The sequence below is a fragment of the Vibrio sp. 10N.222.52.C3 genome (assembly GCF_041474195.1).
GTDB lineage: Bacteria > Pseudomonadota > Gammaproteobacteria > Enterobacterales > Vibrionaceae > Vibrio > Vibrio crassostreae_C.
In genome coordinates this window covers 20,754-35,009 of record NZ_JBFRTQ010000090.1, presented here as the reverse complement: position 1 = coordinate 35,009, position 14,256 = coordinate 20,754, and the positions used below count along the sequence as shown (strand labels likewise).

13 protein-coding genes are annotated in these 14,256 nt (G+C 43.1%); 6 read left to right on the top strand and 7 right to left on the bottom strand.

What is annotated here, in order from left to right; translation table 11 throughout:
• Positions 1-494 precede the first annotated feature (494 nt).
• Both AB4517_RS14835 and AB4517_RS14830 read left to right on the top strand, forming a co-directional pair.
• Complete coding sequence (locus AB4517_RS14835) at positions 495-2,069, top strand: ABC-F family ATP-binding cassette domain-containing protein (RefSeq protein WP_372148534.1); 1,575 nt, start codon at positions 495-497, stop codon at positions 2,067-2,069.
• Positions 2,070-2,184: 115 nt separating this feature from the next.
• Entirely contained in the window at positions 2,185-3,423 is a 1,239-nt protein-coding gene (locus AB4517_RS14830) for a leucine-rich repeat-containing protein kinase family protein (RefSeq protein WP_372148533.1), read from the top strand.
• 160 nt (positions 3,424-3,583) lie between these two features.
• Here the strand turns inward: AB4517_RS14830 and AB4517_RS14825 are convergent, their stop codons facing one another.
• The 7 genes from AB4517_RS14825 to AB4517_RS14795 all read right to left on the bottom strand — a co-directional run bounded on the left by AB4517_RS14825 (position 3,584) and on the right by AB4517_RS14795 (position 9,964).
• On the bottom strand, positions 3,584-4,033 hold the full coding sequence (locus AB4517_RS14825; RefSeq protein ID WP_372148532.1) for a hypothetical protein: 450 nt from the start codon (positions 4,031-4,033) through the stop codon (positions 3,584-3,586).
• A 68-nt stretch (positions 4,034-4,101) separates the two neighbouring features.
• Positions 4,102-4,416 carry a N(4)-acetylcytidine aminohydrolase gene (gene yqfB, locus AB4517_RS14820; RefSeq protein WP_017063603.1) on the bottom strand — a complete coding sequence of 105 codons (315 nt, stop codon included), beginning with the start codon at positions 4,414-4,416 and terminating at the stop codon, positions 4,102-4,104.
• A 217-nt stretch (positions 4,417-4,633) separates the two neighbouring features.
• Entirely contained in the window at positions 4,634-4,987 is a 354-nt protein-coding gene (rplT, locus tag AB4517_RS14815; RefSeq protein ID WP_004733517.1) for a 50S ribosomal protein L20, read from the bottom strand.
• A gap of 42 nt (positions 4,988-5,029) precedes the next feature.
• Positions 5,030-5,224 carry a 50S ribosomal protein L35 gene (rpmI, locus tag AB4517_RS14810; RefSeq protein WP_004738430.1) on the bottom strand — a complete coding sequence of 65 codons (195 nt, stop codon included), beginning with the start codon at positions 5,222-5,224 and terminating at the stop codon, positions 5,030-5,032.
• A 104-nt stretch (positions 5,225-5,328) separates the two neighbouring features.
• Entirely contained in the window at positions 5,329-5,880 is a 552-nt protein-coding gene (gene infC / locus AB4517_RS14805) for a translation initiation factor IF-3 (RefSeq protein WP_076654893.1), read from the bottom strand.
• 2 nt (positions 5,881-5,882) lie between these two features.
• A complete protein-coding gene (thrS, locus tag AB4517_RS14800) occupies positions 5,883-7,811 on the bottom strand; it encodes a threonine--tRNA ligase (RefSeq protein WP_017059786.1) in 1,929 nt (642 codons plus the stop codon).
• A gap of 497 nt (positions 7,812-8,308) precedes the next feature.
• Complete coding sequence (locus AB4517_RS14795) at positions 8,309-9,964, bottom strand: choline dehydrogenase (RefSeq protein ID WP_017059785.1); 1,656 nt, start codon at positions 9,962-9,964, stop codon at positions 8,309-8,311.
• A gap of 199 nt (positions 9,965-10,163) precedes the next feature.
• Between AB4517_RS14795 and AB4517_RS14790 the strand changes: the two genes are divergently transcribed.
• From AB4517_RS14790 to AB4517_RS14775, 4 genes are all read left to right on the top strand, one after another.
• Positions 10,164-11,393, top strand: a complete 1,230-nt coding sequence (locus AB4517_RS14790; protein WP_198594319.1) for a TRAP transporter substrate-binding protein — start codon at positions 10,164-10,166, stop codon at positions 11,391-11,393.
• Between the two features lie 40 nt (positions 11,394-11,433).
• Positions 11,434-12,003 (top strand): TRAP transporter small permease, encoded by a 570-nt coding sequence (locus AB4517_RS14785; protein WP_017059783.1) that lies wholly within the window; start codon positions 11,434-11,436, stop codon positions 12,001-12,003.
• Positions 12,000-13,283 carry a TRAP transporter large permease gene (locus tag AB4517_RS14780; protein WP_017059782.1) on the top strand — a complete coding sequence of 428 codons (1,284 nt, stop codon included), beginning with the start codon at positions 12,000-12,002 and terminating at the stop codon, positions 13,281-13,283. The genes AB4517_RS14785 and AB4517_RS14780 overlap by 4 nt, the downstream gene beginning before the upstream one ends.
• 73 nt (positions 13,284-13,356) lie before the next feature.
• The gene (locus tag AB4517_RS14775; protein ID WP_372148531.1) at positions 13,357-14,154 is read left to right on the top strand and encodes an IclR family transcriptional regulator; all 798 of its coding nucleotides are present in this window, start codon (positions 13,357-13,359) and stop codon (positions 14,152-14,154) included.
• Positions 14,155-14,256: the final 102 nt, after the last annotated feature.

Genomic DNA, 14,256 nt, shown 5'->3' with positions numbered 1-14,256 from the left:
CTAAGCTCTAAGCTCTAAACCCAAAGATATAAGTTCTAGACTCAACTGATTTCCAATAATGATCACTAAAGCGCCACAAAGGCGCTTTAATTATTTGAACACAATTTAATCACCTCAACATATTGACTCAGAGTACTTTCTTTCAGTACCATCCCACCATCATTTCAAAAGAGAATAACGCCATAATGAAGTACTAACATCCTGACATCCGATTTATTTTTATAAAAATCATTTGGACACTCGGGGTTAGTGGGCGTTACTTCATCATCTATTTTCGCGACAAATCAAGCTCTTAAAGATCCGTTTTTTGACAAACAAACATCTTTAAGATCAGTACCTCAAAGACAGGAACCATCTCAATACCGCTTTCTCTCTTTCATTGGTCATCTATCTAAGTAACGCCTTTGGCGATCTGTTGTTAGCATCCAGCAGGAGCTTGCACAGAAAAGCGCCTCACCCCTTTTACTCGTTTACACGTAAAGGGAGGTATTTCTATGCCGACTATATTAGCCAATAATCTCTCATTCCAACTCGATACTGGTGAGTGGTTATTCAAAAACATCACCTTTAATTTGAGCACTAGCCTCACAGGCCTAGTCGGAAGAAATGGGGCTGGAAAGTCATTGTTACTTTCGTTGCTCGTTGGACAAAAACAGCCCACAACGGGCAGTGTTTCGCGCCAAGGTTCAATCGGCTTTTACTCTCAGTTACCATCAACGCTACTGGATACCAACATCACCATCGCTGACTTCTTAGGACTCACCGAAAAGTTAGAAGCGTTAAGCGCCATAGAACAAGGTAGCTGTGAACTGCAGCACTTCAATATCGTTGGCGATGATTGGGATTTAGAGGCGCGTACCCAGCAGTTGCTAGGTACATTAAAGATCACTCGTGATTTGAACACACTTTGTTGCTCTTTGAGTGGTGGGCAACTCGCCCTGTTACAGCTTCATCAGCTATTCGTATCAAATAACGACATACTGATCCTCGATGAGCCTTCGAACCATTTGGATAACGACGGACGCAATTGGCTACTAGAACAATGCCAGTTGTTTGAAGGTAAGGTACTTGTCGTCAGCCATGATCGAAGCTTATTGAGACAAATGGAAGGTATCTACCATCTCAACAGTTTGGGGTTACGTTTCTATAAAGGAAACTACGATGACTACTTCAAACAAATGTCGAATCAGGCCGATGCACTAGATAAACAGATTGCACATCACCAATCCGAAAAGAAACGACTGGAGCGCCAAGCTCAAGCTAATAAGGAAAAAGCACAGCAACGTGAGTCTCAAGGTAATCGACTCAGAAAGTCCGGTAGCCAACCCAAGATATTATTGGATGCGATGAAAGATAAAGCAGGACGAACGCAAGGAGCATCAGCCACTAGTCAAAAGAACTTAAAGGACCAAAACCAACATAAGCTTCAATCTCTTAAAGAACAAAAGGAACAACTAAAACCACAGGCCTTGTATCTACAACAGAGTAATAACAGTAAAAAGAGCTCTTTGTTAACCGTTGAAAACTGCCGCCTTATTTACGGCTCTGGTGCGCCAATCAGTTTCTCTTTATCACAAGGGGAACGGTGTTATCTAACCGGTGCTAACGGGTGTGGAAAGTCGACACTGTTAAAAGCGATTCACGGTCAACACGCCAATTATAAAGGCTCGATTAAGCGCTTAGGGGCGACCGTCTATTTGGATCAACACTTTGGCCTGTTAGACACCAACGATACGATGTTCGATAGTTTAATAACGCATAGCTTTGTATTAACAGAGAGCGATGCGCGAACACTGCTAGCGGGAATTGGATTCAGGCGTGACTCGGTATATCGAAAAGTCGATCGCCTCAGTGGTGGCGAGAAAATGAAGCTGGCGATGTTGATCGTCAGCCATAAACAGGATGCCCCACTTCTTTTGCTTGATGAACCAGACAATCACTTGGACATAGACTCGAAGCAAATATTGGCTTCGGCTCTGCGTGAATACCAAGGCGCATTCATCTTGGTCAGTCATGATAGCGATTTTGTTGAGGAGGTCGGCGTTAGCCAAAACCATATACAGCTTTAACCTTCGTAAATTCGTTCACTGAGCTTAGTTAGGCGAGTATTCTTCCGGATACTCGCCTTTCTCGGTTGAGACAAGTAAACTACTCGCCTCGAACATCTATTCATAAGGCTAAGGTTTGCATACTCTAGAACAATTAAAATCAGGGCAACTTAAAGGTATTAAGCGTCTAAAACTATCAGAAGGTCTCACAGAGTTCCCTCTAGAAATCATAGAGCTTGCAGATTCTCTTGAGATCCTAGACCTTTCAGGTAATCAGCTGTCAGACCTACCAGCCGAGTTATCAAAGCTAACTAACCTGCGTATTATCTTCGCGTCGAATAACCTGTTTACGCACCTGCCTGATGTTCTAGGGTCACTTCCTAAGCTCGAAATGGTTGGCTTCAAAACCAACCAAATCAAAACCGTTAGCGAACAATCTCTGCCGACTCAACTACGTTGGTTAATCCTGACCGACAATGAGATTGAGGCCCTGCCTAGCTCACTAGGTGAAAGACCGCGACTACAGAAACTGGCATTGGCGGGTAACAAGATTCGCGAGTTACCAGAAAGCATGGAAAACCTATCCAACCTTGAGCTAGTTCGCCTGTCTGCAAACCAGTTGACTGAATTCCCAGAGTTCCTTATCAAGCTACCAAAACTGGCTTGGTTAGCGTTTGCGGGTAACCCGTTTTGCAAACACCCTAGCAGCTTAGATAGCGTGCCTGCGGTTAGCTCTCAAAGCTATTCACTGAATCAAGTACTTGGCCAAGGCGCATCTGGCGTGATCTCGCATGCAAGCTGGCTAAACAGCGACTTCGATTTTCCACAGGAAGTGGCGGTTAAAGTGTTTAAAGGCGAAGTCACCAGTGACGGCTACCCACATGATGAACTGGAAGCGTGCTTGCAGGCTGGACACCATAACAACTTGGTAAAATCTATCGCCCAAGTAGAGGAACAAGATTACCTAGCTTTGGTGATGGAACTCATTCCAAACAGCTACTACAACCTAGGGCTACCACCAACACTCGAGACTTGCACGCGTGATACTTTCCCAGAAGGTTTCGAACTTTCAATTGCTCAAATCAATAGCATTACAGAGCAGATGATTGATGTGTTTGAACACCTTCATGCCAACAAGGTCTGTCATGGTGATCTATACGCTCACAACACTTTGGTTAATGAACAAGGTCAGATGATCTTTGGCGACTTTGGAGCGGCAACTATCTACGGCTACCTAACTGAAGCACAGCAACAAGGCATTCGTCGTATCGAAGCTCGCGCATTAAAGTACTTTATTGAAGACCTACTGACGATTTGTGCAAAGCAAGATCAAGACAGCGAGCTTTATAGTCAACTAGCGAACTTCAAAGCTTAATGGCTTAATGGCTTAATGGCTTAATAGCTTAATAGCTTAATAGCGCGTTGATTAGAAGTACTCGGTCGAATTGAAAACAACAAAGCCAACATCACTGTTGGCTTTGTTGTTCTTGGAATATCACTAATTTTAATGGACAAGCAAGGTTGGCTAAAAGGGATTAACGCTCAGCCTGCACCAATTTCAGATACGAGTGCAGCTCACCATTTTTATATTCCACTGCAGAGTGAATATTAAGATCAGCACGAGCCACAACAGCAAACTGGTAGCGGTTCTCACCCTTCAGAATCTCGACGTGTAACAAACCATCTTTTAGTTGCCACTGCCCTGTTGTTTCAAATCGGTCGAACAAACGATATTCAATCAAAGAACCGTCAGCATTGAAGTGCACTTCAGTGATGTAACCGCCGGGACAGCTCTTCACCCAAACTCGATTCTCGATATCACTGACAATGAAGTCACGCTTGGTATCACGCCACGCTAGAAAGCCTTCGCTATCATAAAGAGCAATGTTGAGATCAGTTCTAGAAATTAACGGCTGCTCAGTTTGCTCACGACAATAAAGTTGGAGCAAAATTTTCTGAATTGTTTCATTCTGTAATTCATTCATTGTGACTTCTCTTTCTCATTGCTCTGCGTTAGACGCGGTATTGATCAACCAATTCTATTTAAAGCGGGCTACACAAGCTCGTAAGAAACCACATACAGCTGAGAGATACCTGGATAGATATCTTGAATCACGTCTTTCAGTACTTGCAGCGTCATGTTCTCTTGCTGAGCATGGAACTCACCTAAGTCATCAAACAAAATTGGCTCAACGCTGATGATCTTAAGATTACAGAACACACGGTCTTGCTCTAGCGTCGATACTTCCACAACACTGCCTGGCTGGTAGTCTCGCTCAGATTCATCACGAATAGTAATCGTCTTCTTGCCAGATAGGATGTCAGTTTCAAAACGTTCGAAGAACGTCATAGTGGTCGGTGCGGTCATTTATTTCGGTCGCTTTACATTTAAAGGTTAGGTAAATGTTTATATACCAGAATGCGTGTTCAAGCGAATAAAAATTAGGTGCGGGATGCGAGATGCGAGATGCGAGATGCGAGATGCGAGATGCGAGATGCGAGAGAGTATGGCAAAGCCAAATTACAGGCAATAAAAAAGGAGAACCGAAGTTCTCCTTTTCTTAAACCTTTAAGCTAACTCTAAATTATAGAGATGCTTTCGCTTTTTCAACTAGAACAGCAAATGCTGCTTTGTCGAATACTGCGATGTCAGCAAGAATCTTACGGTCGATCTCGATAGATGCTTTCTTTAGGCCATTGATGAAACGGCTGTAAGATAGACCATTTTGACGAGATGCCGCGTTGATACGTGCAATCCAAAGTTGACGGAATTGACGTTTCTTGTTGCGACGGTCACGGTAAGCGTATTGACCAGCTTTGGTAACTGCTTGGAAAGCTACGCGGTAAACACGTGAACGTGCTCCGTAGTAACCTTTAGCTTGTTTTAGAACTTTCTTATGACGTGCACGAGCTTGTACACCACGTTTTACGCGAGGCATTATGCTTCTCCTAAACTAAACGAATTTATAAACTAAAAAGAATTAAGCGTATGGCATCATACGTAGAACTTGAGCAACTTCACATTTAGGAAGGATCGAGTTCGGACGTAGCTGACGCTTGTTCTTAGTAGTACGCTTAGTCAGGATGTGACGTTTACCAGCGTGCTTAAACTTAATACCACCAGCAGTTTTCTGGAAACGCTTAGCAGCACCTTTGTTGGTTTTCATCTTAGGCATGATGAATAACTCCGCATTGTTGAGTTGTTAATAACATAGTAATTAGGGCGAATAAAACCCCGCAACCTGAGGCTGCAGGGTTCAATTACTTGCAAAGCCGTTAATTACTTCTTTTTAGGGGCCAACACCATGATCATCTGGCGACCTTCAATTCTCGTTGGGAAAGATTCGACTACTGCAAATTCTTCAGTATCCGCTTTCAAACGATTAAGAACGTCAACACCGATTTCTTGGTGAGCCATTTCGCGGCCACGGAAGCGAATTGTTACCTTCACTTTGTTGCCGTCTTCTAGGAAACCAGTCAGGTTGCGTAGTTTTACCTGATAGTCTCCAATATCAGTTCCAGGTCGGAATTTAATTTCCTTGATCTGAACCTGCTTTTGCTTCTTCTTCTGCTCTTTCGCAGCTTTGCTCTTCTCGAAGAGGAACTTACCGTAGTCCATCACACGACAAACTGGCGGCTCGGCGTTAGGGCTGATCTCTACAAGATCCATACCAGCTTCATTTGCAGCTTCCATCGCTTCAGCGATTGATACTACACCAACAGCTTCGCCGTCTGCGCCAGTTAGACGCACTTCACGAACGCCACGAATGTCACCGTTTAAACGGTGCTGGTTTTGTTTGGCCGGTTGTTGGCCACGTCTTCCGCCTTTAATAGCTATTCCTCCAGATTGAGCTTACGGCTTGAAACCTCGGCTTGGATGTATGAAATAAAGTCATCCACTTTAAATTTGCCAAGGTCCTTACCTTTACGTGTACGTACTGCAATTTCGCCGGCTTCCATTTCTTGGTCACCACACACAAGCATGAACGGTACACGTTTCAAAGTATGTTCGCGGATTTTAAAGCCAATCTTCTCATTTCTCAAGTCTGCTTTGACTCTAAATCCACTTTTTTGCAGTTTTTTCGTAATTTCTTGTACATATTCAGACTGTTTGTCTGTAATGCCCATTACAACTGCTTGTTCTGGCGCCAACCACGTTGGGAAGAAGCCAGCGTATTCTTCAATAAGAATACCAATGAAGCGTTCTAGTGAACCTAAAATCGCGCGGTGGATCATAACTGGCGTGTGACGCTCGTTATCTTCACCTACGTAAGTAGCACCTAAACGTTCTGGTAATGCAAAATCGAGCTGCACTGTACCACATTGCCAAGCGCGGTCCAAACAATCATGCAAAGTAAATTCAATCTTAGGTCCGTAGAACGCACCCTCGCCTTCTTGAATCTCGTATGCAATGTCCATTGCCTCTAGCGCTTGCTTAAGGTCAGCCTCTGCACGGTCCCACATTTCGTCTGAACCTACACGCTGTTCTGGACGAGTAGATAGCTTAACAACGATGCTTTCGAAGCCGAAAGTTGTGTAAGTATCGTAAACCATTTCAATACAAGCTTTAACTTCTTGTTGAACTTGGTCTTCAGTACAGAATACGTGAGCATCATCTTGAGTGAAGCCACGAACACGCATAATGCCGTGAAGTGCGCCAGACGGCTCGTTACGGTGACATGAGCCGAACTCAGCCATACGTAGCGGTAGATCACGGTAAGATTTCAAACCTTGGTTGAAGATTTGAACGTGACCAGGACAGTTCATTGGCTTGATAGCGTATTCACGGTTCTCTGAAGAAGTAGTGAACATCGCTTCAGCGTACTTATCCCAGTGACCAGAGCGTTCCCAAAGAACACGGTCCATCATTAATGGGCCTTTAACTTCTTGGTAATCGTACTCAGTCAGTTTTTGACGAATAAATACTTCTAGCTCACGGAAGATAGTCCAACCGTTGTGGTGCCAGAACACCATGCCTGGTGCTTCTTGCTGCATGTGGAATAGGTCAAGCGCTTTACCGATTTTACGGTGGTCACGTTTAGCCGCTTCTTCTAGGCGCACAAGGTGAGCTTTAAGTGCCTTCTTGTCGTGGAATGCAGTGCCGTAGATACGTTGAAGCATCTTGTTGTCACTGTTACCACGCCAGTATGCACCCGCTACGTTAAGTAGAGTGAAGTGCTGGCAGAAGCTCATGTTAGGCACGTGTGGACCACGACACATATCGATGTATTCTTCGTGATGGTACAGGCCTGGACGATCGTCTTTAGAAACGTTCTCGTCCAAGATTTCAATCTTGTAAGTCTCGCCGCGAGCTTCGAATGCGTCGCGCGCTTCCTGCCAGCTAACTTTCTTCTTAACAACCTGGTATTTGGTCTTCGCTAGCTCTTTCATGCGCTTTTCGATCTTTTCTAGATCGTCTTGCGTTAGAGAGTGCTCAAGATCGATATCGTAGTAGAAACCGTTATCGATAGTAGGACCGATCGCCATTTTCGCTTCTGGAAAAAGCTGCTTAACCGCGTGGCCTAAAAGGTGAGCACAAGAGTGACGAACGATTTCAAGGCCATCAACTTCATCTTTAGCTGTGATGATTTCTAGGCTTGCATCGTTTTCGATAAGATCACAAGCATCAACACGCTCGCCGTCTACACGACCAGCAATGGTAGCTTTCGCAAGACCAGGACCGATTGATAGGGCAACATCTAGAGTTGATACAGGGTTGTCAAATTGACGCTGACTACCGTCAGGAAGAGTAATAATTGGCATTATTTGTCCTTTACAGTGGTGTTGCACACCAAGCAACACATGAAAATGTTTAATATATGTCTTTCAATCAACGAGTACGCTGATTGGGGATATATGCATAATAAATATACCCACATAGAAGCAAATACAGATGCCCTATTTGTAGGTATCCGAGCATTGTAACGAAATAATATAAAATGACAATGATGCGCTGTGGGTATGGCGCCGAAGCCGCCCCTCTCCCCTGCATTCAAATTCAGGCAATTCGCACGCCTATCGTGTTATAGACGCAATAAGTCTTCTTGCATAGGATTGATGAAGCGAAACAAAAGAGGTAAATGTAGGGTATTGATATTCTGAGCCTCAACCATTCTTTTTACTCTGAACAAAAATATAGACTCATAAGAGTAATTTTTGGGAGTATTTTCGTCAGTGGTTTGGCAAATGACTTATTGGCAGGGAACACTATTTGGGGCTGTAATACATCTAACCTAGAGATTAAATTTAGCCCCGATGCATTAAATCGCTTCTTCGCACAATTTTGCTGACTTTGATTTAGACAGACTAGTTTCTTTTTTTATCATAGCTGCACATTTTTCACCGATCATAATAGACGGTGCATTAGTATTTCCCGACACAATAATAGGCATGATAGATGCATCCGCTACTCTTAAGCTTTTTAGCCCATGAACTTTTAGCTCATTATCAACGACTGCCATTGCATCATTGCCCATCTTACAAGTACCAACGGGGTGATAGATGGATTGACTGTATTTTGTCGCAGCTTCCAACAATTGTTCATCCGTTTGATACTTTGAACCTGGTACAAACTCTTCAGAAATAACCGAAGATAAAGGACTCGCATCGGTGATTTCTCTCGCTACCTTTATCGCGTTTATTGCAACAGCTTTATCTTTAGGGTGCGAGAGATAGTTAGGTTGGATACTAGGGTGCACGGAGTAGTCTTTGCTGGTGATCTTCACACGACCTCGACTTTCAGGACGCAATTGACAAACCGAAGTAGTAAAGGCCGAAAATGGGTGCACTCCTTCTCCAGGTTTGTCCGCACTGAGTGGCTGCATATGAAACTGTATGTCAGGCCTTGTTAAGTCAGAGGAAGACTGAGTGAAAATACATACCTGACTAGCCGCCAACGTTAAAGGACCTTTGCGAAACAGAGCATATTTAACTCCCACTGTCAGTTTATGCAAAGGTGTTCTCAACTCATCGTTCAGTGTTGTACAACTAGTTTTGTAGACCAGACGAATTTGTAAATGGTCTTGAAGGTTTTCTCCAACTCCAGGTAAATGATGAACGCAATCAACACCTACTGCTTCTAACTCCGCTCTGTTGCCAACTCCAGACAACTGTAATATTTGCGGTGAGCCAATTGCACCAGCACTGACAATAATCTCTTTAGCTGCCGAAACATACATTGCTTTTCCATTGCAAAAAAATTCAACACCTTTTGCTGTCTTATCGACAATATCAAGCTTGGAGGTATGTGCATGAGTCAATATTGTTAAATTATGGCGCTTTCGAGCCGACGTTAAAAAAGCTTTTGCACTGCTGCACCTCAACCCATTAAATGCTGTCTGCTGAAAATAGCCTACTCCTTCTTGGTTCTCACCATTAAAATCATCATTCCATGGAATACCTACCTCTTGAGCTGCCTCCACAAATCGTTCGGCAATATCCCGTTTCAGTCTAAGATCTGACACTTTCAACGGCCCATCCACGCCATGGTACTTATCTTTTCCTCGGCTTTGACATTCAGACATTTTAAAATAGGGAAGCACGTCGTCATAACTCCACCCCTCATTACCAAGTGACGCCCAGTCGTTATAATCTTCTTTTTGCCCACGTATATATAGCAACCCGTTCAAGGAGCTGCTCCCACCAAGTACTTTGCCTCTAGGCCATTGTAATTGTCGATTATCAATACCTTCATCACGATCGGTTAGATAACACCAATCAGTTGACGGGTTGTGCATGGTTTTAAAATAACCAACCGGGATATGAATCCAAGGATTCCAATCTCGACCACCAGCCTCAAGTAATAACACTGAAACATCTGGATCCTCACTTAAACGACTAGCAATTGCGCACCCAGCCGACCCCGCCCCTACAACAACATAATCAAAGACACCCACATCCTTATGCAACCTTTCCATAACAAAATCTCCTTTGTATTTTCATAAATCGAGACAAAGCGTCCCAAAAAACATAAACCAATAACAATAATTAGTAAATATCGAGAGAATATGAATTGTTTTTTGTTGACTTATCGCACACTAATAACAATCCAACTTGGACATTTAACATTTTTTAAACAAGTGTAATTGGGCTATTTACATGAATCAGGATGGGTACATGAGAACTTCAAAAGACAAACCATATAGCCGACGCGACTTTTTTAATGTTGCAAAGCGTGCCGGGCTTACATCAGCTTTATTCGCTGCAGGGACATTAGGGACAGGGGCTACCTTAAGTAGCCTGGCAAATGCGTCGGAAAGCGTATCTCGAACTCGAGAAAAGAAAAAACCAATCGTAGTCTTAAAGTTTGGAGCCTCTGGCTTTAATGAACAAAACTTAGATATCCAAAAGTCGGGACAATTATTTTTCGCTAGAGATCTTGAAGAAAGAACAAATGGTGAAATACAAGTTGAATTCTTTGGCTCCAATCAACTATGTGGGCAATTGGATTGTATAAGAAAAACTCAGCAAGGAATCGTTGACATATATTCCGCATCTACACAAAACTCCGCTGCTGGTGCGCCATACATGAATGTTCTTGATTTTGCATACATGTTCCCTACGCGAGCTTCGCAATTTCATTTTTTTTATGACAAACGAAGCGAATCATTGTTTCGTGAACCATTACGTAAACGCCACAACATTCAATTCCTATTCACGCACTGTGACTTACGTGGACTCATGTTAGGCAACAAATGGAAAGACAAACCCTTGGTTACGTCGCTAGCCGATATTCAAGGCACCAAAAACCGAGTAACAGGAACCCAGTTAGGGCGTATCGCCATGGAGCAACTCAATCTCAACCCTGTACCAGTTGCCTGGGCTGAAACAATTGATGGGCTCCGACAAGGACTACTTGATGGTGCGGAAACTTGGATGAGCGCAGCGGCATATTCAGGAATGACATCAGTAATATCTCAAGCGATCGATTTACGCATGTTCTCTGGCAACGAGAGTACAGCTATGAATTACGACGTTTTTGAAAAGTTAAGCGATAAACATAAAGAAGCGGTCATGGAATCTGCATATTGTGCACAAATTTTTACTCACGGAATGAATGAAGGTGGGTTGTACGAAATTATTGGTGCACAAACTCACCCTAACGAGAATACGCAATTCCGACAAAATAATATCCGCTTTGCTGCACTTTCAGATGAAGAGAGATTTAAGGCTGAACAAATATGCTCACCGGAATATAACCCAGAACCATGGCAAAAATGGCGTAATCGTTTAAATGCTTGGGCAGGCGATATTGATATCTATAAAGAAATTCACGGGATTGCTAGAGAACTCCCTAAAGACGCAGCGGTAGTCAACGTCAAACCACAACGTTGGTGGTTAGGTTAATACTCTGACAACCCATTAAATAAAACTAAGGCATGACATCATGAATGAAATCATCAGCACTGCCGTCCACCCGGCAACCTCAGTCAAAAAGTGTTTGTATTGGCTAGATAACAACATAGAAAAATATCTCATTGTGAGCAGCTACTCTATAATGACTGTCATTATCTTCGTTGAAATAATCAGACGTTTTTTCTTTAGTATTCAGGCTCCGTGGAGCACTAGTATCCCTGTACTACTATTTTTATGGCTTACCTGGGTCGGCGCAGCTGTCAATGTCAAAAACCGTACTCACTTATCGCTCACCGAAATTAGATTACGCCTCCCTTATCAAGCGCAATTTGTATGCCTCATATTAGATGCCGTTCTCTGGCTAGTTTTTGCGGGCGTCGTTCTTTATTTTGCAACGGATCAGGTAAGGATCGCTTACGACAATTTTGCAATTGTTCAAGGAACTGACGATGTCATGCAGTGGTGGTTTTATATGGCAACACCAGTAGGCTGGACATTAATAATCTATCGAGTGATACAGAACTTCTTCCAAGATTGTAAACGGTACATAAATAATGAGCCATTGATAATCCAGACATCATTAGCGGAGAAAGAAGCATGAGTGAAGGTGATTTGATTAGCATTATTAGTGTCATCGTTTTGGTTCTATTTCTAGCAGGCATCCCTATATTTTTAATCATTGGGCTATGGGTTGTTGGGGTTAGTATCGTCATTGACTTTACCCTCGCTAACATCGGTGTAACGCTATTTGAGGGGTTAAACTTTTTCGGCTTACTAGCATTACCTCTTTTCATTCTAACCGGCGATCTAATTAATGCTGCAGGCATTGCAAAACGACTCTCTGATTTTGCGTACTCTATTTTGGGTTCCATTCGTGGTGGTATGGGTATGGCTGCGATTGGAGCTTGTGGGATGTTCGCAGCCATTTCCGGGTCTAATGCTGGGACAACAGCCACAATTGGCTCAATAATGGCTCCAGAAATGAAAAAGAATGGTTACGACGAAAGATTTTCTGCAGCCACAGCAGCATCAGGAGGAACTGTTGGAATTATTATTCCGCCGAGCGTGATATTCATTGTGTATGGCTTCATGATGAACCTTTCCATAACGGATCTGTTTATTGCAGGAATGCTGCCAGGTAGCCTCATGGTATTAGCGATGATGTTCGCATGCCATCTAGTTGCTCGAAAACAAGGATGGGGAACAGTTATTCCTTTTGTCGCAAAGACCAGTTTCAAATATGCAAGACGCGCTTACCTCGGCTTCATTACTATTGGTGTAGTCGTCTACGGCATTTACTCTGGAGCATTCTCACCAACAGAGGCCGCTGCATTCACCGTTGGGTTCACAATTATCGCAGGCTGTATTCTGACCAAAGACTTACATTTCAAAAACATTCCTTCTGTGATGCTCAAATCAGGGCAGATTACAGGGATGCTAGCACCATTAATCGCGATTTCTGTCGTCATGCAACAATTACTTTCCATGATGGGAGTCGGTGAAATAATTGGTAACGCACTTAATGGATTCGGAAGCTATTACGCAGTCTTATTTATGTGTATGGGGATTATACTTTTAGCCGGGATGCTCTTAGAAAGCTTACCGGTTACCATTATTTTAGCTCCAATTCTCGCACCTATTGCCACAGGCATTGGCGTCGATCCGATTCATTTTTCAGTTATCTTCTTAGTCGGAGCTGCAATTGGTTTTGTCACACCACCGTTCGGCTTAAATTTATATGTCGCAAGTAGCGTAACCGGGATCCCTTATGGTAAGTTAGTTCGGTTTGTCATTCCTTACTTCACAGCGCTATTTATCTCGTGGGTTTTGATTGCTTTATTACCGAGCATTTCATTATTCTTGGTTCAATTTGGCGGCTAAAGTATATTAACCGAATTTGCAAGCAATGACCCATTGCTTGCAAATTTATCAGAAAAAACAAAGGAGAAGCAGCATGAGCAATAACGAATCGTCAAGTAATTCAGCACTGTCACGTGCATTTAAGATTACTGAGTTCATCGCTAGTGAGACACGCCCCGTTACAGCGGTTGATATTGCTTTGTTCCTAAACCTTCCTAAGGCCAGCGTACACCGGATACTCAGTCAACTTGAAGAGGAGGATATTATTGCGAGAGATCTCCAAGGTCGCTTCTTGTCTATCGGTTCTCGATTTAAAAAAATGTCTCTAGACGTCCTGTCACATTTTAATGGGCGCGCACCTCGCCAGATGGTTTTAAAAGAATTAACAGACGAAATACAGGAAACCTGTAACTTATCCGTATTAGATGGATATGAATTGTTGTATTTTGAGCGTGTTGAGGCTAATTGGCCTATGATGGTCAACTTAAAATTAGGCTCGAGGTTACCTCTGCACTGTACTGCTAGTGGCAAGCTATTTTTGGCCTTAATGCCAAGAAATAAACGAAAGCAGATACTTTCGACCCTAACACTAGAACCACAAACAAAACATTCGATTACCAACGTCGACGACCTAAACAGAGAGCTCGACGAGATTGGGATTCGTGGTATTAGCATCGACAATGAAGAGCTCATTGAAGGTATGGTTGCCATTGCAGTCCCAGTTTGTGATCAAGACGGAAATATGATTGCAGGCATGGCAATACACGCACCTACATTGAGGTTGAGTGTTAGTGACTTACTCACTAAAGCCGGTAGGTTGAAGCTTGCAGCAAAAAAACTAGAAAGCCTAATGACATTTCAATCCCAGATTACCGATGAGGCGGTAGAGTAACGTGACACGAATAGATGTATCCCAATAGGCCTAAATACCGAGTTCACAAACGAGCACAAGTTAAAATAACAAAGTAACAGGTAGTATTACTTCAATGACTCT

Coding starts and splice junctions, on each gene's coding strand:
- AB4517_RS14835 (WP_372148534.1), top strand. CDS start 495: ATGCCGACTATATTAGCCAATAATCTCTCATTCCAACTCGATACTGGT.
- AB4517_RS14825 (WP_372148532.1), bottom strand. CDS start 4,033: ATGAATGAATTACAGAATGAAACAATTCAGAAAATTTTGCTCCAACTT.
- yqfB (WP_017063603.1), bottom strand. CDS start 4,416: ATGACCGCACCGACCACTATGACGTTCTTCGAACGTTTTGAAACTGAC.
- rplT (WP_004733517.1), bottom strand. CDS start 4,987: ATGCCTCGCGTAAAACGTGGTGTACAAGCTCGTGCACGTCATAAGAAA.
- rpmI (WP_004738430.1), bottom strand. CDS start 5,224: ATGCCTAAGATGAAAACCAACAAAGGTGCTGCTAAGCGTTTCCAGAAA.
- thrS (WP_017059786.1), bottom strand. CDS start 7,811: ATGCCAATTATTACTCTTCCTGACGGTAGTCAGCGTCAATTTGACAAC.
- AB4517_RS14795 (WP_017059785.1), bottom strand. CDS start 9,964: ATGGAAAGGTTGCATAAGGATGTGGGTGTCTTTGATTATGTTGTTGTA.
- AB4517_RS14790 (WP_198594319.1), top strand. CDS start 10,164: ATGAGAACTTCAAAAGACAAACCATATAGCCGACGCGACTTTTTTAAT.
- AB4517_RS14785 (WP_017059783.1), top strand. CDS start 11,434: ATGAATGAAATCATCAGCACTGCCGTCCACCCGGCAACCTCAGTCAAA.
- AB4517_RS14780 (WP_017059782.1), top strand. CDS start 12,000: ATGAGTGAAGGTGATTTGATTAGCATTATTAGTGTCATCGTTTTGGTT.
- AB4517_RS14775 (WP_372148531.1), top strand. CDS start 13,357: ATGAGCAATAACGAATCGTCAAGTAATTCAGCACTGTCACGTGCATTT.